The sequence below is a fragment of the Pseudomonas retamae genome, from assembly GCF_043496865.1.
Classification (GTDB): Bacteria; Pseudomonadota; Gammaproteobacteria; order Pseudomonadales; family Pseudomonadaceae; genus Aquipseudomonas; species Aquipseudomonas retamae.
The window spans coordinates 398865-423401 of record NZ_JBIEIL010000001.1 but is presented as its reverse complement, the minus strand read 5'-3'; the positions used below and the strand labels follow the sequence as shown (position 1 = coordinate 423401).

At 61.5% G+C, this 24537-nt stretch carries 19 protein-coding genes; 9 read left to right on the top strand and 10 right to left on the bottom strand.

Features of this window, described 5'->3' with window-relative positions; genetic code table 11:
* The first annotated feature begins 91 nt into the window (after positions 1 to 91).
* Entirely contained in the window at positions 92 to 697 is a 606-nt protein-coding gene (locus ACGSLL_RS01725; protein WP_394502552.1) for a TetR/AcrR family transcriptional regulator, read from the top strand.
* A 12-nt stretch (positions 698 to 709) separates the two neighbouring features.
* Here the strand turns inward: ACGSLL_RS01725 and ACGSLL_RS01720 are convergent, their stop codons facing one another.
* Complete coding sequence (locus ACGSLL_RS01720) at positions 710 to 1987, bottom strand: OmpP1/FadL family transporter (protein WP_394502550.1); 1278 nt, start codon at positions 1985 to 1987, stop codon at positions 710 to 712.
* A gap of 131 nt (positions 1988 to 2118) precedes the next feature.
* Between ACGSLL_RS01720 and ACGSLL_RS01715 the strand changes: the two genes are divergently transcribed.
* Together ACGSLL_RS01715 and ACGSLL_RS01710 are read left to right on the top strand one after the other, a co-directional pair.
* Positions 2119 to 3240, top strand: a complete 1122-nt coding sequence (locus ACGSLL_RS01715; RefSeq protein WP_394502548.1) for an AI-2E family transporter — start codon at positions 2119 to 2121, stop codon at positions 3238 to 3240.
* A gap of 89 nt (positions 3241 to 3329) precedes the next feature.
* Complete coding sequence (locus tag ACGSLL_RS01710) at positions 3330 to 4943, top strand: mechanosensitive ion channel family protein (RefSeq protein WP_394502546.1); 1614 nt, start codon at positions 3330 to 3332, stop codon at positions 4941 to 4943.
* 55 nt (positions 4944 to 4998) lie between these two features.
* Here ACGSLL_RS01710 and proP read toward each other — a convergent pair whose 3' ends face one another.
* The 6 genes from proP to ACGSLL_RS01680 all read right to left on the bottom strand — a co-directional run bounded on the left by proP (position 4999) and on the right by ACGSLL_RS01680 (position 14971).
* The gene (gene proP / locus ACGSLL_RS01705) at positions 4999 to 6501 is read right to left on the bottom strand and encodes a glycine betaine/L-proline transporter ProP (protein WP_208937535.1); all 1503 of its coding nucleotides are present in this window, start codon (positions 6499 to 6501) and stop codon (positions 4999 to 5001) included.
* A 329-nt stretch (positions 6502 to 6830) separates the two neighbouring features.
* The gene (locus ACGSLL_RS01700; protein ID WP_394502544.1) at positions 6831 to 8129 is read right to left on the bottom strand and encodes a carbohydrate porin; all 1299 of its coding nucleotides are present in this window, start codon (positions 8127 to 8129) and stop codon (positions 6831 to 6833) included.
* A gap of 84 nt (positions 8130 to 8213) precedes the next feature.
* On the bottom strand, positions 8214 to 10619 hold the full coding sequence (locus ACGSLL_RS01695; RefSeq protein ID WP_394502542.1) for a glucose/quinate/shikimate family membrane-bound PQQ-dependent dehydrogenase: 2406 nt from the start codon (positions 10617 to 10619) through the stop codon (positions 8214 to 8216).
* Between the two features lie 230 nt (positions 10620 to 10849).
* Entirely contained in the window at positions 10850 to 11752 is a 903-nt protein-coding gene (locus ACGSLL_RS01690) for a bestrophin family protein (RefSeq protein ID WP_394502540.1), read from the bottom strand.
* A 91-nt stretch (positions 11753 to 11843) separates the two neighbouring features.
* Positions 11844 to 12722, bottom strand: coding sequence for a ZIP family metal transporter (locus ACGSLL_RS01685; RefSeq protein ID WP_394503072.1), 879 nt, complete (start codon positions 12720 to 12722; stop codon positions 11844 to 11846).
* Positions 12723 to 13153: 431 nt separating this feature from the next.
* On the bottom strand, positions 13154 to 14971 hold the full coding sequence (locus tag ACGSLL_RS01680) for an NAD(P)-binding domain-containing protein (RefSeq protein WP_394502538.1): 1818 nt from the start codon (positions 14969 to 14971) through the stop codon (positions 13154 to 13156).
* A gap of 242 nt (positions 14972 to 15213) precedes the next feature.
* On the opposite strand from ACGSLL_RS01680, the gene ACGSLL_RS01675 reads away from it, so the two are divergent.
* The 3 genes from ACGSLL_RS01675 to ACGSLL_RS01665 all read left to right on the top strand — a co-directional run bounded on the left by ACGSLL_RS01675 (position 15214) and on the right by ACGSLL_RS01665 (position 19866).
* Entirely contained in the window at positions 15214 to 17100 is a 1887-nt protein-coding gene (locus ACGSLL_RS01675; protein ID WP_394502536.1) for a sigma-54-dependent Fis family transcriptional regulator, read from the top strand.
* A 72-nt stretch (positions 17101 to 17172) separates the two neighbouring features.
* On the top strand, positions 17173 to 17691 hold the full coding sequence (locus ACGSLL_RS01670) for a DUF3833 domain-containing protein (RefSeq protein ID WP_394502533.1): 519 nt from the start codon (positions 17173 to 17175) through the stop codon (positions 17689 to 17691).
* Positions 17692 to 17808: 117 nt separating this feature from the next.
* Complete coding sequence (locus tag ACGSLL_RS01665; protein WP_394502531.1) at positions 17809 to 19866, top strand: 2Fe-2S iron-sulfur cluster-binding protein; 2058 nt, start codon at positions 17809 to 17811, stop codon at positions 19864 to 19866.
* Positions 19867 to 19884: 18 nt separating this feature from the next.
* On the opposite strand, the gene ACGSLL_RS01660 is transcribed toward ACGSLL_RS01665, so the two are convergent.
* Positions 19885 to 20343 carry a winged helix-turn-helix transcriptional regulator gene (locus ACGSLL_RS01660; protein ID WP_394502529.1) on the bottom strand — a complete coding sequence of 153 codons (459 nt, stop codon included), beginning with the start codon at positions 20341 to 20343 and terminating at the stop codon, positions 19885 to 19887.
* A gap of 96 nt (positions 20344 to 20439) precedes the next feature.
* Here ACGSLL_RS01660 and ACGSLL_RS01655 point away from each other — a divergent pair, with 96 nt between their 5' ends.
* Positions 20440 to 21369: an aromatic alcohol reductase gene (locus tag ACGSLL_RS01655; protein WP_394502527.1), complete on the top strand. Its 930-nt coding sequence runs from the start codon at positions 20440 to 20442 to the stop codon at positions 21367 to 21369.
* Positions 21370 to 21420: 51 nt separating this feature from the next.
* Here the strand turns inward: ACGSLL_RS01655 and ACGSLL_RS01650 are convergent, their stop codons facing one another.
* On the bottom strand, positions 21421 to 22197 hold the full coding sequence (locus tag ACGSLL_RS01650; RefSeq protein WP_394502524.1) for an alpha/beta fold hydrolase: 777 nt from the start codon (positions 22195 to 22197) through the stop codon (positions 21421 to 21423).
* A 300-nt stretch (positions 22198 to 22497) separates the two neighbouring features.
* Between ACGSLL_RS01650 and ACGSLL_RS01645 the strand changes: the two genes are divergently transcribed.
* The gene (locus tag ACGSLL_RS01645; protein ID WP_394502522.1) at positions 22498 to 22710 is read left to right on the top strand and encodes a hypothetical protein; all 213 of its coding nucleotides are present in this window, start codon (positions 22498 to 22500) and stop codon (positions 22708 to 22710) included.
* Between the two features lie 138 nt (positions 22711 to 22848).
* A complete protein-coding gene (locus tag ACGSLL_RS01640; RefSeq protein WP_394502520.1) occupies positions 22849 to 23478 on the top strand; it encodes a glutathione S-transferase family protein in 630 nt (209 codons plus the stop codon).
* Between the two features lie 48 nt (positions 23479 to 23526).
* Here the strand turns inward: ACGSLL_RS01640 and ACGSLL_RS01635 are convergent, their stop codons facing one another.
* Positions 23527 to 24432 (bottom strand): LysR family transcriptional regulator, encoded by a 906-nt coding sequence (locus ACGSLL_RS01635; protein ID WP_394502518.1) that lies wholly within the window; start codon positions 24430 to 24432, stop codon positions 23527 to 23529.
* Between the last annotated feature and the right edge of the window lie 105 nt (positions 24433 to 24537).

Genomic DNA, 24537 nt, shown 5'->3' with positions numbered 1-24537 from the left:
CACCTTAAAATATTTTTGTAAAGAAAATATTTGTCGATGGAAAAATATCGCCGTACGCTGGGCGTCATTGGCACGGATCATCAGAGGCAACATGAGCGGACTCAGAGAGCGGCAGAAGGAACAGCGCAGGGAAGTCATCGCGGCAGCGGCACTTGAACTGTTCAAAACCCATGGATTTGCCGCAACCACCCTGGACCAGATCGCCGTGCAGGCAGGCGTTTCCGCCCCGACCGTGGTGAATTACTTCGGTGGCAAACAGGAGATTCTGCTGGCTTTGCTCAAGCAACCCGACGAGCAGGCCATGCGCGAGGCGCGGGCCAATCTGGACGCAGACAGCGATCCGCTGGAAGCATTGTGCGAGTTCGAAGGGTTGATGACCGATTACCAGTTGCAAGCCATGCCGGCCTCGTTATGGCGCGAGCTGGCGCCGTTTCTGCTGACCGGCGAACTGGCCGAGGCGATGAGCCCGTGGAATGCGGCAGTGATCGAAGAAACCAAGGCCCTGCTGCTGCATTTTCAAGCGCAGGGGAAAGTGCGCGAATCGATCGACCTCGACGTGGTGGCGACTCTGTTCAATCAGTACGCAAACATGGCTTTCATCCGCCTTGCCACGCAGGAAACACCGGACCGCAGCGCGCACGCTTCGCACATGCGCGGGGTGCTCAATCTGCTATGCCACGGCATGCTCGCGAACTGACCAGCATAAAAGTCAGAAGCGCCAGGTCACGCCACCGCCAACAATATGCAGCGCACTGTTCGGGTAACTGCCCGACAGCGTCTGGCCGTTTCGCTTGGTCTGTTGCACGTCCATATCGCCGAGCCAGACCAACGTGTAATTGAGGTTGAGGTCGGTGTCTTCGGCAAGTTTGTAGCTCAGACCGGTTGCCAGGCGCCAGGCGTCGTTCATCGGGTTGTCGACGGTGCGGTCCTTGTCTTTGACGGCCGAACTGTCGTAGCCCACGCCCATGTTCCAGCGCAGTTTTGGGCTGATCTGGTTCTGTGCGCCCACTGACAGGTGCCAGGTGTCCTGATATTTGCGGTCCACCGCACGGGAGACGTTGCCGGCGGCGGAATCCACCGAGACGCCGATATCGGCAAAGTCGCTCCAGTCCTGCCAGTTCACCGAACTGAGCAGCGTCCATTGTTCATTCAATTGATGGGCGATACTCAGCGTTGCGGTCTGCGGGATGTTCATGTCGATTTCCAGCTCGTCGACATCTAGCCTCGACAACGCCAGATTGAGCAGCGGATTGCGCACGCCGTGGACTGACGGCGAATCCTTGAACTCCATTTTGACTTTGCTGGTATAGGCCAGACCGACTGTGGTGCGCTCGTTCAATTGATAGCGTACGCCGAGATTGAGCCCGGTGCCGACGTCTGTGTCCTTGTATTGCAGGCGGCCATCCTGCTGGAACGGGTCGCCGGGCAGGAAGGCGTTATTGTCGATGGCCATTTTGGTGTAGTAGTAGCCGTAGACCAGACGCGGGCCGATGCCCACTGACAGGTCGTCAGTGATCTTGTAGGCGAAGGTCGGCTGCATCGAGATGCCGATCAGCGTCGATTCCTGAGAGAAATAGCGCCCGGCCCAGTCGTCATCATATTTGACGCTCAAACCGAAGTTGCCGTACATGCCGAAGCCGATACTGGCGCGGTCATTGAGCTCATGGCTGATAAAAAAACTGCTGCCCGGCAGGATCGGCAGCGGGTTGCCGCCTTCGTTGCCGCCGAAATCATTGTCGCTGTCGCGATCAAAACCCAGGCCACCGAATATCGCCTGGCCGGTCAGGGTGACCTGCGTCCCCTTCAGCGCGGCGATGCCGGCCGGGTTGCTCATCAGCACGCTCGGGTCAGTCGCCAGCGCCGCCGAGCCGGCATTCGCCAGCCCCGCGCCTTCCTGGCCTGCCTCGTACAAATCGATCCCGCCAGCGAATGCCTGACTGCCGGCGCCGGCCAGCGCGAGAAGGATCAGTGATTGCGTGGTTTTCATCCCGGCTTCCTTATCAATGAAGATCAGCCTTCAGGTTTAGTCGCGAATCGGCCTGATCACCAGTCGAGACGGGTTACCGTTTGTGAACTAGGCTCACAGCGGTTCAACGGTACCCTGGCAGGAGAGCCTGAATGGACGACAAACCGCTGCTGACCTTCAACAGTTCCCGCGCGTTGCTGGACGTGCTCATCCGGGCCGGATTGATCACCGTGCTGGTGTTGTTCTGTTACGACATCTTTCATCCATTTTTGAATGTGATGCTGTGGGCGCTGATCCTCGCGGTCACCCTGTATCCACTGAACCAGAAGCTCGGTGCGAAACTGGGCAATCGCTATGGCTGGGCGGCGATCATCCTGGTACTGCTGGGGCTGGCGATTCTGATGTTGCCGCTGAGCCTGCTCGGCGCCTCGATTGCCGACTCGGTCAAGAGCGGCATGCACACGATCGAAGCCGGGCAGTTCGAGATTCCGCCGCCACCGGCCAGCGTCGAGGCGTGGCCGCTGATTGGCGCGCCGCTGTATGGCATCTGGCTGCACGCCTCGCAGGATCTTAGCTGGGCGTTTGAAGAATTGGCGCCGCACCTCAAGGACTGGGGCCGAGTGGTGCTGCATCAAGCCGCGGGTGTTGGCGCCGGGATCGTGGTGTTTGTGATTGCGCTGATTGTCGCCGGACTGATCATGACCCACGGCGCGCGCGGCCACAGCACCGCCGTGGCGATCACCACGCGGATTTCCGGGCCGGTGCGCGGCCCGCAGATCGCCGAACTGTGTACGGCGACCATTCGCGCCGTGGCGCAGGGCGTGGTCGGTATCGCGTTCATCCAAATGCTGTTGATCGGCGTCGCGCTGGTAATCATGGGCGTGCCCGCCGCCGGTATTCTCGCCTTGCTGGTGCTGCTGCTGGGCATCACCCAATTGCCCGTGCTGCTGATCACGGTGCCAGTGGTGATTTACGTCTTCGCCCATCAAGGGGTTGGCGCCGGCACGGTTGTTTTTGCGGTATGGATGGTGATTGCCGGGCTTTCCGATAACGTCCTCAAACCGATGCTGCTGGGACGCGGCGTCGCCGTGCCGATGCCGGTGGTGCTGATCGGCGCGCTGGGTGGCATGGTCACCAGCGGCATTATCGGGCTGTTTACCGGGCCGGTGATTCTGGCGGTCGGTTATGAATTGTTCATCGGCTGGGTCTATCAACCGGCCAATGTGACTGACGTTCTGGAGGATCCGGGCAGCGAAATTGGCCGTGACATTTAACCCGGCGCGCGAATCTGACAACCGTTCATCGCTCGACTACGCTGGCTTACGTATCCCTCTCTGACACTTGGGCGTAAGGAAACAGGCGCATGCGAAGCAGGCTGCTGGCGGTTGGGATGGTGCTGTTCGCGATGCTCTGGAGCGATATTGGCTGGGCGCTGGATGTCGCGCCGAAAACGGCCGACGAAGCGGTTGAATTGAAGGTCGCCAACCGCAGCATCATGCTGTTTCGCGCGACCATTCTCGGCGAGGCGCCGGCATCGCGGGTCAAACGCGCGAAAATGGTCATCAACGAAGCGCTTAACGAAGACGCCGAACTGAGGGTCAGCACGGATTCGATCCAGAACAGCTACATCGTGCTGATCGGCGACAAACGCGCCTTTATCGTTGCGCCCAAGGACATCGACAGCCTCGAATATTCCTCGGTACAGGAAGCCGCCGAAGGTGCGGCCGAGCGGCTGCGTCAGGTGGTGACGGAAACCCGCGAAGCACGCAATCTACAGATGATCGTGCGGTCGCTGGGGCTGGCCGCCGTGGCCACGCTGATTTATCTCGGCCTGCTCTGGTGCCTCGCGTGGTTGCGTCGCAAGTTGCTCAGCAAACTGCCAGCGCTGATGGACCGCCACACCCGCGCACTGAAGTTCGGGCGGGTGCAATTGATCGATGCAAATTTTCTCTATCCGCTGGTCAGCCGTTTTCTGTTGCTGTTGCGCTGGTTGCTGATTTTGCTGCTCACCTACGAGTGGCTGGGTTTTATCCTGTCGCGGTTTCCCTATACCCGGCCGTGGGGCGAGAGCCTCAACAATTACCTGTTCGAACTGGCCGGCTATCTGCTGCAAGGGATTGTCGATGCGATCCCGGGCCTCGGCGTGGCGCTGGCGATTTTCTTTATCGCCCGTGGCGTCGTTGCTTTCACCCGGCGGGTCCTGCGGCGCATGGCCACGCCGGGGACGTTCAGCTGGCTGAACCACGAAACCTTGCAACCGACGCAGCGCCTGACCGCGCTGGCGGTGTGGCTGTTTGCGTTGGCCATGGCGTATCCGTATTTGCCCGGCGCCGGCACCGATGCGTTCAAGGGTTTGTCGGTGTTGATCGGTCTGATGATTTCCCTTGGCGCGACCAGCGTGGTCGGGCAGGCCGCAGCGGGTTTGATCCTGACCTACACGCGCACGCTGCGTCCCGGCGAGTTCGTGCGCATTGGCGAGTATGAAGGCACGGTGACTGAACTGGGCATGTTCACCACGCGGATTCGTACCGGTCTGGGCGAGGTGCTGACGCTGCCGAATTCGATGATCACCGGCACCGTTACCAAGAACTATTCGCGCACCGTGCAAGGCCCCGGTTATGTGGTCGACACCGTGGTGACCATCGGTTACGACACGCCGTGGCGACAAGTGGAGGCGATGCTGCTGGAAGCGGCAAAACGCACGCCGGGCGTGCTGGAAGATCCACCGGCGCAGGTGTTCCAGACGGCACTTTCGGACTTTTATCCCGAGTACCGACTGGTCGCCCAGGCTATTCCAAGCCAGCCACGCCCGCGCGCCGTGCTGCTGAGCATGCTCCACGCCAATATTCAGGATGTGTTCAACGAATACGGCGTGCAGATCATGTCGCCGCATTATCTGGGCGATCCGCCGCAAGAGAAGCGTGTGCCGCCAGAGAAGTGGTTCACCGCGCCCGCGCAAGCGCCGCGGGACCAATGACCTACGCATAAAAAAGTCCGCCACAACGGGCGGACTTTTATGCTGAGGTTTCGCCTCAATCGATACGCGGATGCTGTTGCGCCAGTTCATTGCGCTTGGCTTGCAACGTAGCGATTTCAGCATCGATGTCTTCGATTTTCTGTTCGATGTTGTCGTGGTGCTCTTGCAGCAGTTCCTTGGCTTCTTCAAGGTCGGAGGCCGCAGGGGCTGCTCCGCGCAGGGGTTTGTTGGCGGTTTCCTTCATGGTCACGCCGGTGACCAGACCGACCACCGCGATGACCATCAGGTAGTACGCCGGCATGTACAGGTCGTTGGTACTTTCCACCAGCCAGGCCACAGCGGTCGGCGTCAGACCGGCAATCAGCACCGAGACGTTGAAGGCGCTGGCCAGTGCGCTGTAGCGGATGTGTGTGGGGAACATCGCCGGCAGGGTCGAAGCCATCACGCCGATGAAGAAGTTCAGCAGCACGGCGAGAATCAGCAGACCGGAAAAGATCAGGCCGATGCTGCCGCTGTTGATCAGCATGAACGCCGGAATGGCGAAGATGAACAGGCCAATGCTCCCAACCACAATAAATGGCTTACGGCCGATCTTGTCGCTGATGAAGCCAATCAATGGCTGCACGAACAGCATGCCGACCATGATCGCGATGATGATCAGCACACCGTGGTTTTCGCTGTAATGCAGATTGTGCGTCAGGTAGCTCGGCATGTAGGTCAGCAGCATGTAATAGGTGACGTTGGTCGCCGCCACCACGCCAATGCAGGTCATCAGGCTGCGCCAGTGTTTGGTCGCGACTTCCTTGAAGGAGACTTTCGGGCCGCCGGCCAGACCTTCGCGGTCGCCTTGCTCGAGTTTTTCCACGTGCTGCTGGAACGCTGGGGTTTCTTCGAGAGCATGGCGCAGATACAGGCCGATCATGCCCAGCGGCAGGGCGAGGAAGAACGGCAGGCGCCAGCCCCATTCCTCGAAACGCTGCTCGCCAAGAATCGTCGAGATCAACACCACGACACCGGCGCCGAAAACGAACCCGGCAATCGAGCCGAAGTCCAGCCAGCTGCCAAGAAATCCGCGCTTGCGGTCCGGCGCGTATTCGGCGACGAAGATCGAGGCACCGGTGTACTCGCCACCGACCGAGAAACCCTGCGCCATTTTCGCCAGCAACAGCAGAATCGGCGCCCAGATGCCGATCGAGGCATAGGAGGGGATCAGGCCGATGGCGAAGGTACTCAGCGACATGATCACAATGGTCGCGGCGAGGACTTTCTGCCGCCCGTATTTATCGCCCAGCGCACCGAAGAACAAGCCGCCCAACGGCCGGATCAGGAACGGTACGGAAAAGGTGGCGAGTGCGGCGATCATCTGTACACCGGGATCGGCACCGGGGAAGAACACTTTGCCGAGCACATAGGCGACGAAGCCATATACACCGAAGTCGAACCATTCCATGGCGTTGCCCAGTGCGGCGGCGGTTATCGCCTTGCGCATCTTGGCGTCGTCGACAATGGTGATGTCTTTCAAACCGATCGGTTTGACGGTTTTCTTGCGTGGTTTCATTGCGATGTTCCCGCTCGCTGATTCAGATGACCGCTGCGATGCCATCTCTATGATGGCGTCGGTTCTTCTGGCTCAGATACATGCGGACACGAAATAATTCACCGATGGCGGGAATTAATTTCGACAGGTGTGCGGCGCAATACCGAACCCTGTGGGAGCGAGCCTGCTCGCGAAGGCGGCGGTACATTCAGCATCGCAGTCGCCTGATCCGGCGCTTTCGCGAGCAGGCTCGCTCCCACAGTGGTTTGTGTCCTGCCACGATGTTGCTGCCGCCCCCAAACCCTGGAGTGAGCCTGCTCGCGAAGGCGGCGGTACAGCCACTACAAGACTTACAGCGCTGCCTTCACCTGCAACCCAAACACCAACGCATTGTCGATGTCCTGCCCGGAAAACGCGCCCGGTTCGATGATGTATTGCAGGTTCGGCCGCAGCGTCAGCCACGGTGTGGCCTGGTAACCGTAGCCGAGTTCGATCAGTTGCTCGGCGCTGTCCAGGTTGGGAAACGCGGTGCCATTGGCCAGCGCGGCGTCTTGTTGCACGTCGCGGCTGCGCGGGTTGGGCACGGCGCGGCCGTAGCCGAGGGCGAGGGTGTCGCGCGGGCGACCTTCGAACGGTTTGTACAAGACCACGCCGGTGCCGTACCACCTGCTGAACGGCGAGGCGGCTTGGCTGGCAGCCGAATACTGGCCGAAAGCGTGCAGGGTGCGGCCTTCGGAGGATTGCGAACGCCATACCGCTTGATCGATCAGCAGGTAATGCCCGCCACGACCGGAAACTTCGTCATCGCTGCCGATGCGTTTGACGTCGGAGCTGTCGTAGTAATAGCCGAGCTTGTACTCGCCCGGAAGCGCGCCGGCGTGTTTGTACACCAGCTCGATCGGCACCACGGTGCCAGTGGTGTGTTTCGGCCCCAGGTGCCAGGCGCGGCTGGAGTTGCCGTTGCTCGACGGGTCGACATTGAACGCGGCGACGCGCAGTTGCCACGCTGGCGACAGGTCGTATTTAAGTCGCACGCCCAAGTGCGCGTTGGGGTAATTGGCCCAGCCGCTGCCGCCGGACATGTTCAGCGGGTGGCCGCAGAAACCGGCGTTCATGAAGTTGCACAGAATGCCGCTGTCGAGGCCGCCGAGGTCGTTGCCCATGGCCATGTAACCGAGTTTGACGTTGAGCGCCGGGGTGAACAGGCTGCGCTCGTAACTCAGTTCGGTCAGGCGCGTGTACAGGCCGCCGTAGTTTTCCTGGATCGGCAAGCGGTTGCCGACCAGATCTTCCGAGGCGCTGTTGCCGCGGCGGTCGTTGATGGTCAACTGGACCTTGCCGGCATTGTCGACGCCGTAGAGTTTGCTCAGATCGAACTGCACACCGAGCTTGATGTTCTGCGAGTAACGCGCCGAGCGATGCAGGCCGCCGTCGGCGTTGTAAGCGGTTTCGCCGCTGTAGTCGCCGCTGAATTTGATGCCGTCTGCGTCGAGTTGATGGCGCAGGCCGCCCCAGTCACCGGTGAGGGTGCTGCGGCTCAACAGGTCGGAATCGTCAGCGGCGAACGCGGGGAGGGTGGCGGTGCAGGTGAGGCCCAGCAACAGGCCTTGCAACAGCGTGGAGCGGGAAAAGCCAACAGCCAAAAACATCAGAAACTTCCTGCTGAAAACTTGAGCGATAGGGAAAAGCAGCGCGGCACCCGAAGGTGCCGCGCTTGACGTCGAAGACGTGGATTACGGCAGGGCGTAGGCCATCACGTAGTCGCCACGATCAGTCGACTGACGTGCGCCACCGGCGGTGACGACGATGTACTGCTTGCCGGTTTTCGGCGAAACGTAGGTCATCGGGCCGCCCTGGCTACCGACTGGCAGACGCGCTTTCCAGACTTCCTCGCCGTTGCCGCTGTTGAAGGCGCGCAGGTAGAAGTCCTGGGTGCCGGCGATGAAGATCAGGCCGCCCTGGGTCGACAGGGTGCCGCCGAGGGTTGGCAGGCCGATCTTGATCGGCAGGTGCATGCGGATACCCAGGGGACCGGTGTCTTCAACGGTGCCGACCGGCACTTGCCAGGCGACTTTCCGGGTCTTCATGTCGATCGCGGTCAGGGTGCCGAATGGCGGCGCCTGGCACGGAATGCCGGCCACCGACAGGAAGCGGTTCTTGTTCACCGCATACGGCGTGCCTTTGAGCGGCACTGCGCCCATACCGGTGTTCAGTGCTTCACCACCGCCAGCGGCCTGGCCTTTGTTCTGCGACGGAATCATCTGAATCCACAGGCCCAGGCGCATGTCGTTGACGAAGATGAAACCGTGCACCGGGTCGGTGGAAATGCTGCCCCAGTTCATGCCACCCAGCGAACCCGGGAAACTCAGCGATTTGTCGGTACCCGGCGCGGTGTACAAGCCGTCGTAGCGCATGCCCTTGAAGTCGATGCGGCACAGCAGTTGATCGTAAGGCGTGGCGCCCCACATGTCCGACTCGGTCAGGTGTTGCGCACCGATCTGCGGCATGCCCACCGATTTTGGCTGGGTTGGCGAATACGGCTCGTTAGGAATGTTCGCTGCTTTGACCGGCACGTCCTTGACCTCGGTCAGCGGTTTGCCGGTGGCCCGGTCGAGCACGTAGATCTGCCCGGCCTTGGTGCCGATGACCAGCGCCGGAATGCTTTTGCCGTCCTTGTCGAAGTCGATCAGGCTCGGTTGCATCGGCAGGTCGAAATCCCAGAGATCGTTGTGCACGGTCTGGTACACCCAACGCTCTTCGCCGGTGCTGGCGTCCAGCGCCAGGATCGACGCGCCGTACTTGTGGTCCAGTTCACTGCGCTCGACCCCGTAGATGTCGGTGGACGAACTGCCCATCGGCAGAAACACAGTGTTGGTTGCCGGGTCGTAGGACATTGGCGCCCAGCTGTTCGGCGTGCTGCGCACATAGGTGCTGCCGTCGGCCGGAGCCTTGCGATCCTGCGGGTTGCCCGGGTCGAACGCCCAGCGCATGGCGCCGGTGATCACGTCAAAGCCACGAATCACGCCGCCGGGCATGTCACTTTGCACGTTGTCAGCGACGCGACCACCCACCACAACGGTGGTGCCGGCCATCAGTGGTGCGGACGACAACTGATAGTAGCTGTCCGGTACATCACCCAGACCGGCCTTCAGATCAACCTGACCGTTGTTGCCGAACCCCTGGCAGAACTCGCCGGTGTCGGCATCGACTGCGATCAGACGAGCATCGATGGTGTTGGTCAGCAGGCGGCGCTGGCAATTGGCAGCTGGCGCCGGTTTGGCTTCGATGATCGGCGAATTGGCCGGCTGCGCGATGGCGGCGGTGGCGTCGAAATACGCCATGCCACGGCAACGTTGCCAGACTTTCGATTGAGCGTTGATCTGGTTTTTCCAGATTTCCTTGCCGGTGTCGGCGTCCAGCGCGATCAGGTTGTTGTGCGGGGTGCAGATGAACACCTTGTTGCCGACCTGCAACGGGGTGAGCTGGTCTTCAGCGCCATTGCCGTCGCTTTCGGCGACATCGCCGGTGTGGTAGGTCCACGCCACTTTGAGTTTGTCGACGTTGTTGCGGTTGATCTGATCCAGCGCAGCAAAGCGGCTGCCGCCTTCGGTATTGCCGTAGTGCGCCCAGTCTTTCTGCGCCTTGGCCGGCTCGACCGGGGTCAGGCCCGGGCCGGCGCCGGTGTCGGCAACGGTCGGGTGGGCGACGAACATGTTGCCGCCAGCCACGGCCACGCCCACCGCCAACACGGCGGCAACGGCATAAGCACCACGACCGGCAACTTCACCGTTGGCACGTTTGAGCAGGGGATACACCAGCGCCACGACCAGACCGATCACGCTGAACATGAACAGTCGCGAGAACACCGGCCAGAACACCAGCCCGGCATCGCTCAGCGCCCAGATCGCGGTGCCCACGAGGAACGCTGCGAATAGCCACGCACCACTAGTCTTGAAGCGGGCGATCAGCAGGCCGGAAACCGTCATCACCAATCCACCGACCAGGAAGTACCACGACCCTCCCAGGCTGACCAACTTCACGCCGCCTGCGGCCAGCGCCAGGCCGAGCAGGGCGATGACCACGCCCAGCCCGACGAGAATGAATTTTGATATGCCCGAGAGGCGTTGACTCTGGTTCACGTTGAATGTCCCCGTTGAAATGAGGCGTGCAGTATATCGTTAGGTAACTACCTAGTTAAAACACAAATTTTCACGATAAAGCGTAGCCCGCGATTCAGGCGCGCGTTGAACGCTGTGTTACTGGATGAGTTTGTACGAAGGCAGCCGAGGAAAAGCTTCGTTGTGTCAGTACCGGTGGGATTTCTGACAGCTTTTGACTGGCCGACGCGCGGCGGCCGACGGCAAGGGGATCAGGCGTTTTCTTCGATCCGGCGCACATCGCCAAGCGAATCGCGCTGCATCGACTGCAGGTTTTTCTCGATGGTTTCGCACAGTGCTTCCATTTGGATCTGGTGCTCGCTGTGGCGGAACGGGCTCTGCAGGTCGGTGCCGATGCGTTCAATGGCCAACAGCATGAAGCCGACCACCGTCGAGGCCAGAGGCGTGAACCAGCCCAGCGACTCGACCAGCCCGACCGGCACGATCAGGCAGAACAGCGAAATGAACAGCCGCGGAAAATACACATAAGGGTAGGGCAGCGGCGTATTGGCAATTCGCTCCATGCCGCCCTGGCTGTTGGACAGGTCCACCAGCGTCGACTCCAGCCGCGCCAGACGAATACTGTCCAGACGCCCGGCCTTGTATTCGCGCGCCAGCAATGCTGCCGAGCCGGTAAGAATGTCGTTGGCGAAATTGTTGGTGGTGCCGCTGCGGGCGAATTCATCCGCCGGAATGAACGCGCGGACTTCATCCGGGCACGGCAGCCCTTGCAGATGCGCGGCGAGGCAATTGACGTACGCGACGTGACGGCGCAACAACGTCGACTTGACCGGATTGACCTCACGGCCGCCATCGTCCAGCAGCGTCAGCACCTGACGGGCGAAGCTGCGCGAGTTGTTGATCATCGAACCCCACAGCGTGCGCGCCTCCCACCAACGGTTGTACGCGCTGCTGTTGCGGAAACTGATCAGCACCACCAGCGCCGAACCGAGCAACGTCAGTGGCATCAACGGCAGATTCAGCTTGGCGTTGAGAAACAACATGAAATCCACGGTGACGGCGATGTCCCAGAGCAACAGCCAGAACAGCGACCAGCCCACATAGCCGAGGGTCTTGATGATCAGACGGTATTTTTTGGCGATGGCAGCTTTCAAACCGGAACCTCGTACGAGCAGTGGCGATCAGGATTGATGCCCTAACTCCGACGCTGTTTTTGCGCTAAAGGTCCGCGGCCTGCTAAATCGATTAACCCAGCGCGGTGTCGAGGAACATCATGACGCCGAAGCCGAGCATCAGCCCCAGCGTTGCCGGGGTTTCGTGACCGTTGCGGTGGGTTTCCGGAATCACTTCATGGGAAACGACAAAGATCATTGCGCCGGCGGCCAGCCCCAGCGCGATCGGATAGCCGAGCGCAAAGCCGCTGGAAACCCCCAACCCGATCACAGAGCCCAACGGCTCCATCAAACCCGAGCCAATGGCAATCAACGCGGCGCGCCAGGCCGAAATACCGGTCACGCGCAGCGCCAGGGCAATGGCCAGACCTTCGGGGATGTCCTGAATGGCGATGGCGGTGGTCAGCGGCAGGCCGACTTTCATGTCGCCATCGGCGAAACTCACACCGATCGCCATGCCTTCGGGCAGGTTGTGCAGGGTGATGGCGAGGACGAACAGCCAGACCCGATTGATGCGCTGCGACTCGGGTCCACGGCGACCGCTTTCCTGGTGCTCGTGGGGCACGAAGCGATCAAGGCCGATCATCAACGCCACGCCGAGCGCCAGACCGAACACCACCACACCGGCGGCCAACAATGAATTGCCGGTCATTTTTTCCGCGGCGTCGATGCCCGGCAGAATCAGCGAAAACGAACTGGCGGCGAGCATCATGCCGGCAGCGAAGCCGAGCATGGTGTCTTGGGTACGTGAGGCAATGTCGCGCAGGACCATGGCTGCCACGGCGCCCAGTGCCGTCGCGCCGAAACCCGACAAGCCGCCCAGTACGGCCAGACGCAGGTTGTTTTCGTCAGCACCGACCAGTGCGGCGTAGCCGCTGATCAACAGCAACCCGGTGACGACAATCAGCGTCGCCCAGAACAAGATCCCCGGCCAGCCGCCACTCGACGCCATGCTCCACCAACTGCGCATGGTCGAGTTTGCGGAAGACGAGGGAAGTGACATGGGGCCTCCTGTGGTTTGGGTTGAGATGCGGGTGTGCTCACAGATATCAGAAGCGATGGGGTGGGGAGGAATTGCAAATTTTTTCCGGGACAGGCGACAGACGGCAAAAGCAAAGATCAAAAGCCCCTCACCCTAGCCCTCTCCCGGAGGGAGAGGGGACTGACCGCTGTGGATGTAAGAGATACGCCGACCTGAGCGTTCGGAGGTGGCCTCAGGCTTTGAATATCAGCCCCGAGCCTGACCGAGATCTGGCCAACGACGAAGATCGGCTCCCTTTCCCCTCGCCCCCATGGGGGAGAGGGCTGGGGTGAGGGGGATCGATACCGGCCACCACATATAACCAGCGCCGACCCCCACAAGCATAGGCACCCGCAACTCAATCAGCGCAATGACCCGCCATCCCCATAAACACTGACATCCAGCCCTTCAAACCGCGCCTTCAACTGCAACGCCAGATACAACGAATAATGCCGCGACTGATGCAGATTACCGCCGTGAAACCACAGATTGTCCTGCCGAGTCGGCTTCCACATATTGCGCAATTCCCCCTCGTACGGCCCCGGGTCGTTGGTCGTGCCAGACCCCAGCCCCCAGCAGCGCCCGACCTTGTCAGCCACCTCCTGGGAAATCAGCTTCGCCGCCCAGCCATTCATCGAGCCATAGCCGGTGGCATAGACAATCAGGTCCGCCGCCAGCCGGCTGCCGTCGGTCAACACCACCGCGTCCGCTTCTATGTGATCGACGCCCAGCCCCGGCGCACTCTTGAGTTTGATCGTGCCGTTGGCGATCAGCTCGGACGCGCCGACGTCGATGTAATACCCGGAGCCACGGCGCACGTACTTGAGGAACAGACCAGACTCATCATCACCGAAATCGAGCATGAAACCGGCCTTGGCCAAACGCTCGTAAAAGTCTTTGTCGCGGGTTTTGATCGCGTCGAAGATCGGTTTGTGAAAGCTCGGCATGACCTTGTACGGAATCGAGGCAAACAACATATCGGCCTTGTCGGTGGTCAAGCCTGCCTCCAGCGCGTCTTCGGAATAGAGCCCGCCGAACACCAGTTCCATCAAGCTGTCGGAGCGTACGATGTGCGTGCTCGAACGTTGCACCATGGTCACTTCGGCGCCGTTTTCCACGAGGTCGGCGCAAATATCGTGGGCCGAGTTGTTCGCACCGATGACCACCGCACGCTTGCCGCGCCAGGCATCGCCGCCGGGGTGACGACTGGAATGATGTTGCTGCCCTTGAAACACGTCGGCACCTGGAAAACGCGGCACATTGGGCACGCCGGACATGCCGGTGGCGAGAATCAGCTGCGTCGGTTTCAACGTCAGCCGTTCGCCGTCGCGCAGCACTTCTACCGTCCAGGTCTGAGTCTGCTCATCGAACCCGGCGCTCAGGCATTCGGTGCGCGACCAGTAGTCGAGCTCCATGACCTTGCTGTACATCTCCAGCCAGTCGCCAATCTGGTCCTTGGGCGTGAACACCGGCCAATGATCGGGGAAGGGCAGGTACGGCATGTGGTCGTACCAGACCGGGTCGTGCAGGCACAGCGATTTGTAGCGCCCGCGCCACTGATCGCCGGGCCGTTCGGCCTTGTCGATAATCAGGGTCGGCACGCCGAGACGCTTGAGCCGCGCGGCGAGGCCGAGCCCGCCCTGACCGCCGCCGACAATCAGGCAATACGGTTGGGTGGTGATGCCCAGCGCCGCTTGTTCATCGCGGCGCCGCTCCAGCCAGTTACGTTTGTCGGCATGAGCGTGGCCATGGGTGGCGCCCATTGGTCGGCGGCGACCACTGGGTTCTTCGAAGCCCTTGAGTTCGCGCATGGTTGTCAGCAGCGTCCAGCACAAACCGTCCTTGAGTCGCACGTAACCCTTGCCGCGCGCGGCCTCGGTTTCCAGGCTCATCCACCCTTCGAGCACGCCGTCGGTCAGCGTGGCTTCGCCGTCGAGTTTCCATTGTTGTGGCCGGGTCTGCTCAAGACGGGTTTCGAGCAGGTCGCGGATCGCCGGTTTGCCTTCGAGCGTGACAAGGTTCCAGCTGAACAGCAGCAGGTCACGCCAGTAGCATTCGTCGGCAAACAGCTCCAGCGTTGCCTCCACGTCACGTTGAGCGAGACGCTCGCCGAGGGTTTCGATCCAGGCAGCCAGTTGTGCGGTCGGCGTTTGCAGGGGCGCATCGATAGCGATGTTCATAGGGCTTCTCCGATCTTGTTGTTGTAGGAACAACAGCCCCGGAGCAAGGCTCGGGCCAGCTTCGGCAAAGCCCCGTGGCAGAGCGGTTGGCGGCATGAATCGCCAATCGTGTATCGGCGCTGTGTCACGAATTCGGGAATGGGCGATGACACAGTGTCACGTCGGGCAAAAAACGCCGGTTTCGGACTTTTCATATAAGCTGCAAACAGTCCCGTGTCCGACCGTAGCGGAGAACAACAACAATGAAACCGGCCTTGATCAACGCCCATGCACAGCAAGTGCTGCAAGCCGTACAGGGCAGCGTCGCCAGTCCTGGCCCCGTTGCCGATCTGGCGATCACTCGCTCGTGGCGCCGCTGCCTCGATCAATACCGCCTCGATCCCGCCAGCCGCCGTGCGCCGGATGTGGTCGAGCAAGCACGTTTGCAGGATCACCGCGCGCCGCTGGAACACATCATCGCCGTGGCGCACTGGCAGATGAACAGCCTGCACCAGCAGCTCGGGCGTGACGGCCATGTGGTGTTGCTCACCGATGCGCGCGGTGTGGCGATCGACAGTGTGTTCAACGATGCCGAGCGCGCCGGGTTCCAGCGGGCCGGGCTGTGGCTGGGCTCGGTGTGGAGCGAGGAGCACGAAGGCACCAATGGCGTCGGCACCTGCCTGGTCGAGCGTCAGCACGTGACCATCCGCCGCGACGAACACTTTCGCGGCAAGCACGTTGGCCTGACGTGCTCTGCCAGTCCGATCTTCGACCCGAGCGGCGAATTGCTCGCGGTGCTCAACCTGTCCTCGGTGCGCGAGGAGCAGAGCCTCGAACAGCGTTTCAAAGCCATGGCGCTGACCAATCTGTCGGCCAAGCTGATCGAGAGCTGTTTCTTTCTGGGACATGACCCGCAGCGCTATCTGCTGCGTTTTCATCCTGACGCCGGGTTTGTCGGATTGCTGGGCGAAGGGCTGCTCAGCTTCGATGAGAATGCGCGGATCTGCTCGATCAACGACGCGGGCCTGGAACTGCTTGGCCTTAGTCGTGAGCCGATCATCGGCCAGTCGCTGACGCTGCTGCTGGAGACACCGATTGATCAACTGATCAGTCACGCCGGCGCGCAACCCAGCGTTTGCTGGCCGCTGCGCCTGGCTGACGGTCGGCCGATGTTTGCCCAGTTGCGCGAACCGCTGCGTCGGCCACAGCCTGCCATTCCCGCGATCGCGCCCATCAACGACGCGCGCGTCTGTCTCGAAGACCCGCGCCTGCAACGCGGGTTTGCCCGTGCGCTGCGGGTGCTGGAACGCGACGTACCGGTGTTTCTTCAGGGCGAAACCGGCACAGGTAAAGAAGCCTTCGCGGCGGCGCTGCACCGCGCCAGCTCGCGGGCGAGCCAGCCGTTTGTGGCGATCAATTGCGCGGCGATTCCGGAAACGCTGATTGAGAGCGAGCTGTTCGGCTATCGCGGCGGCAGCTTCACCGGGGCGCGCAAGGAAGGCATGCTCGGCAAGCTCGAACAGGCCCACGGCGGCATCCTGTTTCTCGATGAAATCGCCGACATGCCCCTGGCCCTGCAGACGCGCCTGCTGCGTGTACTGGAGGAACGCCAGGTGGTGCCGCTGGGCGCCACAAGCGCACGGCCACTGGATATACGTCTGATCAGCGCCAGCCACCAGAACCTGCAAGCCTGCGTGGCCGAAGGGCGCTTGCGTGAAGACCTGTTCTACCGCATCGGCGGTTTTGCCGTGCAACTACCGGCGCTGCGCGAACGCTCGGACAAAGGACAGCTGTTTGATCTGCTGCTGCGTGAAGAAGCGGCCGAAATGCGCGTCCGACTGGACGCCGGGGTCAAGGAGCGCCTGCTCAAACAACCCTGGCCCGGTAACGTCCGGCAATTGCGCACCTGCCTGCGGACCTTGGTCGCGCTAGCCATCGATGGGCGCATCAGCCTCGATGATCTGCACGAATTGCTGCCGGACAACGCCGAGGCAGTGGAAAACCCGCTGAACGTGTCTGAACGACAAACCCTGCTGACCTTGATCAACACCGAGCATTGGCACATCGCCCGGGTCGCCGCGCGGCTGGGTATCAGCCGCAATACGCTGTATCGCAAGTTGCGCCAGCACGGGATAACCCGGCCCGGGTGATCGCAGACTTCGTGCTATTGGCGCAACGCAACGGCTTTACCGTCCGATTCCTGAACCCAGAGGCAAGCGCTCATGTTGAAACTCTGCACCCTCCTGTTATGCCTCGCCCTGGCCAGTTGCAGCGGCGTCGACGTGCGCAGCTACAGCCAGGAAAAACCCACGCTGGAGTTGCGCGAATTCTTCGAGGGTCGGGTCGAGGCCTGGGGGATTTTTCAGAAGCGTTCAGGTGAAGTCGCCAAGCGCTTTCATGTGGTGATCAATGGCCATTCCGAAGGCAGCAAGCTGATTCTCGACGAGTCGTTCACCTACAGCGATGGTACGAAACAGAAACGCGTCTGGACCCTGACCCCGGACGGCCCCGGCCAATGGCGTGGCACTGCCGGCGATGTGGTCGGCGAGGCGCGTGGCGAGACCGCCGGCAACGCCTTGCGCTGGCGGTATGTGCTGCGTTTGCCGGTGGACGGCGAGGAGTACGACGTCGAGCTCGACGACTGGATGTACCTGATGGATGACAAGACCCTGATCAACCGCTCGTACATGAGCAAGTTTGGGGTCGAGGTCGGTCAGATCACGTTGTTTTTCCGTAAATAACCGCCGACGAAAGGCGCCAGTCCGCAAGCCGAGGCACGCGAAGCTTTGGACTACACTCGTAGCTCCAACCGGCGGGCGTGCTCGCCTGTCTCGTCGCGGCGCGTGCGGAGAATGGCGATGAACCCAGTGGCTGACGCAGCAGAACCCTCTCCCTGGCATGACGGCGAGCTGGCGTTACAGCGTTCCGTGGGCGCGGTGGAGATCATGGCGGGGCCGGGGCAGCGGCAAATGGCCCGCACCTGGATGCCCGATCAACACCGGGATTTTTACGCCCAGTTGCCGTTTATCGTCGTCGGCGCGGTCGATCCGCAAGGCGAGCCATGGGCGACGATTCGCTGCGGTCAGCCCGGTTTCCTGAGTTCGCCAAACCCCGAAACCCTGCACATGGCCATTGCGCGCGAGCCCACCGATCCGGCGGAAAGCGGCATCAACGAGGGCGATGCAATTGGCCTGTTAGGCATTGAATTGCACACACGGCGACGCAATCGCATGAACGGCATCGTCCTGCGCCAGGGCGACGACAGCTTTGCCGTCACCGTCAGCCAGGCTTACGGCAACTGCCCGCGCTACATCAACCTGCGCCAGTTCAGCTTTACCGATGAGCCGGTCGGCGGCGTCAGCGAAACCACCACGCTGGACGCGCGGGCGCGTGAACTGATCAGCACGGCCGATTGCTTCTATGTCGCCAGCTATATCGTGCGCGACGGCGCGCGGCAGGTCGATGTTTCACATCGCGGCGGCAAACCCGGATTTGTGCGCATTGACGAGGAGGGCGTGCTGACCATTCCGGATTTCTCCGGCAACCTGTTCTTCAACACCCTGGGCAATATGCTCGTCAATCCGCGAGCGGGGCTGACGTTCATCGACTTCGACAGCGGCGACCTGCTGCAAATGAACGGTCACTCGGAGATCATTCTCGACAGCCCGGAAATCGCCGCGTTTCAAGGCGTCGAGCGCTTGTGGCGCTTCACGCCGCAGCGGATTATCCATCGGCAGAAGGCGATCCCGCTGCGCTGGGCGAGCGTGGCCGAGGGCGACTCGCCGAACTCGTTGATGACCGGCAGTTGGGCGCAAGCCGCCGAGCGCTTGAAGGCCGAAGCGTTGCGCGATACCTGGCGCTGGTTACGGCTGGTGCGGGTCGTCGACGAGAGCCAAAGCATCCGCTCGTTCTATTTCGAATCCACCGATGGCGCGGCACTGCCTCGTTTCTCTGCCGGGCAACATCTGCCTTTGCGGCTGCAACTGGACGGCCAGAAAGCGCCGGCCATTCGCACCTACAGCCTGTCGAGCGCGCCCTCGGATGATTTTGTGCGCATCAGCGTCAAGCGCGATGGCAGCGTATCTTCACATCTGCACGCGCATTTCAGACCCGGTGACACCATCGAAGCGCGAGCGCCGCAAGGGCATTTCACCGTCGACCCGACGCAGCGCCGTCCGCTGGTGCTGATTGCCGCCGGCGTAGGCGTTACGCCGCTGTTGTCGATGCTGCGCGAAGTGATTTATGAAGGCCGGCGCATCAACCGCATACGCCCGACGTGGTTTGTCCAGAGTGCGCGATCCGTGGCCGATCTGGCCTTTGGCGAAGAAATCAGCGAACTCGCACGCCTGGGCGGCGACAAAGTTCGCGTGCTGCGCCTGATCAGTCAGCCGGAAACCGATGCGCGCGAAGGCGAGGGCTTTGAACTGGCCGGGCGGATCGACCTGCAGGTGCTAAAAAATCTGCTGCCGCTCGACGATTACGACTTTTACCTGTGCGGCCCCGGCGCCTTCACGCAGGCACTGTATGACGGCCTGCGCACGCTGCGCATCCATGACGAGCGCATTCACGCAGAAACCTTCGGCCCGTCGACGCTGGTGCGGGACCTGGAAACGCTGGTCCCGGCGCAGCAGCAAGTGGCGAAATCCAGCGAACCGGTGAAAGTGCTGTTCTCCGGCAGCGGCAAGGAAGCACGCTGGATGCCGGACAGCGGCACCTTGCTGCAGCTTGCCGAGAGTCGCGGGCTGAGCCCGGAATTCAGTTGTCGCGGCGGCTCATGTGGCACCTGCAAAACACGGCTGGTCAGCGGCCAGGTGCATTACCTGAACATGCCGGCGGAAACGCTGGCGGAAGGTGAGGTGCTGATCTGCTGTTCGGTGCCGGCGCAGGGCAGCGAGACGCTGGTGCTGGAGATCTGACGCGAGGTCCTGGCGCGGCTACTTGATCGCGTCAGGATCTTCCGCCATCGGCGTCGGAATCTGCCACGCCGGTTTTTGCCCGTCCTGACGGTCGAAAGCGCGCCGCGCGGTGCGAAAGTCTTCGACGTTTTCGACCACCCAGGTCCACACCGGTGACATGCGCACCAATAACTCCCGGCCCAGCGCCGTCAGCTCGTACTCGACACGCGGCGGCACCTCACCGAACTCACGACGCACCAGTAGACCGTCGCGCTCCAGCGCGCGCAGGGTCTTGGTCAACATGCGCTGGGTCACGCCGGTCATCTGGCGTTTTATCTCGGCGTGACGCATCGCGCCATACACCCCCAAGGCATGCAGGATGCCCAGTGACCAGCGGCTGCCGGCGTGTGCAAGCACTTCGCGGCGCACGCCGTCATCGTCTTTTCTGAGCGTCTGGCAGATTGCTTCGGCGTGCCTCAGCGCTTGCTGGTCGGTCATGTCTTCCCCTGGTATCACGCGTGTGCCTTCTTACGAGCGCTGACGGTTGCTGCCAGCATTGGCGCATCTTACAGGCAACGGTTTTGAGGAGACATCATGACTCACACAACACAATCCATTCTGGTGCTGGGCGCCGGAGAACTCGGCTTTGCGGTATTGCGCAATCTTGCGCGAGTGGCAAAGCGCGCGCCCGGCTCGACCATCAGCGTCCTGCTCAGGGACTCGACCATCAATTCCCGAGTGGCGGAAAAAAAGGCCGAAATCGATGAGCTGCGCAGCCTCGGCATCCACATGGTGGCCGCCGACCTGGTCAACGATTCGATCGAGCAACTGGCAGCCGTGTTTGCCCGGTTCGACACGGTCATCGGCTGCGCCGGCATGGTTGCCGGTCGCGAAACGCCGATGAAACTGGCGAAAGCGGCGCTCCAGTCTGGGGTGAAGCGCTATTTCCCGTGGCAGTTCGGCGTGGACTTTGAGGTGATCGGCCGTGGCAGTCCGCAGGACCTGTTCGATGCGCAGCTCGACGTGCGTGAATTGCTGCGCGCGCAGAACCAGACCGAATGGGTGATCATCTCAACCGGCATGTTCACCAGTTTTCTGTTCGAACCGGTGTTCGAGGTGGTTGATTTCGACAACGACACCGTCAATGCGCTGGGCAGTCTGGAAAACAGCGTGACGCTCACCACGCCCGAGGACATCGGTACGCTGACGGCGCAGATCGTGTTCTTTGAGCCTCGCTTGCGCAATGAAATTGTTTACCTGTCCGGCGATACGCTGAGCTATGGACAGGTCGCGGGCATCCTCGAACATGCGCTAGGGCGACCATTCAAGTCCAACGTGTGGAGCGTTCAACACCTGATGGACGAACTGCGAAAAGACCCCACCCATCACATCAAGAAATACCGCGCGGTGTTCGCCCAAGGTCGTGGCGTGGCATGGCCCAAGGCAGGGACGTTCAATGAACGGCAGGGGATCGCGGTGACCACTGCGCAGCAATGGGTTCAGCAGAATCTGGCGGGCAAGTAACGCTTGAAAAGCATCCGGCAACCAGGCCGGATGCGGTCAGCGGCTTTGCCGTCATTGCGCGTTGGCAGCCTTTTCGATCAGGCTGGCGACGACTTTCGGGTTGGACACCATCACCACGTGCGACGCGCCTTTGACCACGATGGTCTGTTTCGCGTGCGCGCGTTCGGCCATGAATGCCTGAGCTTGCGCGGGGATGTTGTGATCCTGGTCGCCGTAGACGAACCACGACGGGATGGTTTTCCACGCCGGTTGCGTTGCGGCTTCGTTGAGCGCCGCGACGGTGACCGGACGTTGCGTCGCCGCCATTACGTTCGCGTCAGCGGTGGAAACATCGGCCGCGAACTGGGCGTGGAATTTGTCCTGCTGGATATACAGATCCTTGCCGCCGTCAGCCAATGGCACAGGCGGGGCGAGGGTAGGGCCCAGCGTGCCGCCGGGGAAGCGCCCGGACAGTGCCGCGGCTGACTCGCCGGCGTCGGGCGCAATGGCTGCGACGAATACCAGCGCTTTGACATTGGCGTTGCCGTAAGCCGCTTCGCTGATCACCGGCCCGCCGTAGGAATGCCCGACCAGCACGATTGGCGTTTTGATGGTGGCAAGGATATCGGCGACCGATTGCGCATCGCCTTTGAGCGAGCGCAGCGGGTTCGACGCGGCGATGACCGGGTAGCCGTCCTTTTCCAGAAGGTTGACCACGCCGTTCCAGCTGCTCGAGTCGGCGAAAGCACCGTGGACGAGCAGGACGGTTGGTTTGACCGGTGCGGCGAATGCAGCGCTGGCGGCAGCCATCGCGGCGACGAGGGCCAGGCCTGTAAATAACTTGTTCATTGGTTGTTACCTGTGGGTGAAGGAGGGATGAAGCAGCGCGACCTCTTGATGCACTGCGGGGCGCATGGTCGGTTGTGAGCACGGCAGGAGAGAACAACCAGGAACGGCAAACCACTGTTGCGGTATTTGCAATGGCAGCTTTTGCTTTTGAACCGTCGCCAGCGCGCCGATTGTTTCATCCAGCGCAATCAAGCCATGACATCGCTGCGCATTCTCTAAACCGCCGGTGCTGGAGAGACTGCTGCCCGGAGCGAACGACCGTTGCGGTCATCGCGAATGTCACATAACCGGGAGATAACCATGGCCGACGTCACTTCACACCGCTTTTGCCCAGCCGTCTCGCAAACGTCGCACCCGCTCGACCGTGAGCACGAAGCCAGTTTCCTGCTGCCGCAATTCATGAGTGCGCTGGCCGGCGAGTTCAGCGCATTCGGCGTGAGCGAGCACTATCAACCGTGCGCAGATAAAAGCCTGTTGGCGAAAATCTGTGCCTTACTCAAGCGGCTGCGCTGAAGATCGGCGCCGATCATTCCATCCAGTGAAATGCTCGATTGCTGTCGGCGGTTATTCCGCCGTTTCACCACCGGGAGCAAGATCAGCCCATCGACGCGATCACCGGGTCGAATCCAATAACAACCGGAGTACGCCACCATGTCCCAGCAACCGATCAAACTGTATCGCCACCCCTTGTCCGGCCACGCCCATCGCGTCGAACTGATGCTGTCACTGCTCGGCCAGCCGACCGAACTGGTATTCGTCGACCTGATGAAAGGCGCCCACAAAACCCCTGAATTTCTTGCCTTGAACCGGTTCGGCCAAGTGCCAGTGATCGACGATAACGGCACCGTGCTGGCGGACTCGAATGCGATTCTGGTGTACCTCGCCGCGAAATACGGCAACGGCGAGTGGTTGCCCAGCGATCCGGACGCCCTGGCCAAGGTTCAGCGCTGGTTGTCGGTGGCTGCCGGGCAGATCAGTTCAGGCCCGGCGACGGCGCGTTTGATTACGGTGTTCGGTGCCGGTTACAACGCTGAAGAGGCGATCAGCAAATCGCATAACCTGCTCAAGGTCATGGAAGACGAGTTGGCCAACAGCCGATTCCTCGCCGGCGACCAGCCGACTGTTGCCGATGTGGCCGCCTACACCTACGTGTCACACGCCCCGGAAGGCAATGTCGCGCTGACGGATTATCCGCATGTTCGTGCCTGGCTGAGCAGCATTGAAGCGTTGCCCAACTTTGTCGGCATGCAGCGCACTGCCGTTGGCTTGCAGCACGCCTGAGCCAAACAGCGAAGCCGCCCGGCCTCTGCGCCGGGCGCGCCTTTGTTCTTACTTCCCCGCAGGTGCCACAACCTCACGCACAAGGTCGATGAACGCGCGCAACCCTGCCGGCATATGCCGGTTGGCCGGGTAATACAGCTGCAGGCCGGGGTACTCCGGCGTCCAGTCTTCCAGTACGCGAACCAGTTTGCCCGAGGCGATATGGGCAGCTGCAGCGAACTCATTGCTCCAGGCAATTCCCGCCCCTTGCAGCGCCGCCTCCAGCATCAGGTGATGACTGTCGAGGGTCAGCGCTCCGCTGACATCCACCGCGTGCTCGACGCCACGCTTGTGAAACTCCCACTTGTAGATCGCCCCGCTGGGAAAACGCACGCGGATGCAGTCGTGCGCGAGCAGATCCGCCGGGACCCGTGGTTTTGTGCGGTTGTTAAAGTACGCCGGCGCCGCGACCACGGCAAAACGCAAGGGCGGGGTGATCGCCACGGCAATCATGTCCTGCGGCACGCTTTCGGCCAGACGAATGCCGGCATCGAAACCACCGGCGACGATATCGACCAGGCTGCGGTCGGTGACGATGTCGACGCGCATCTCCGGATAGCGCTTGAGGAACTGCAGAATGATCGGCGTCAGCACCATTTCTGCGGCGCCTTCGGAGGTGTTCAGGCGTAGGGTGCCGGCCGGCGCATCGCGAAATTCGCTGACCGCGTCCATGGCGGCAGAAATATCGCGCAGGGCAGGCTGCACGCGGGCGAGAAATTGCTCACCGGCTTGGGACAGCGAAACGCTGCGCGTGGTGCGGTGGAACAGTTTCACCCCGAGGCGCTGCTCCAGCGTGGCGATCGCGTGACTTAGCGCCGAAGGTGACATGCCCAACTCCACGGCGGCGCGACGAAAGCTGCGATGGGTCGACACGGCGACCATGGCATTGAGTTCGACCAGTCCCGGTTTGCTCATTGTGCGAACTCCTGCATCAGTTCATCCGATATTAGCCCGATTGTTTGTCACAGTGCCGGGGCTTATTTTGCTTGCAGCAGTCGCCACCGCACTGCAGCAAGAGGA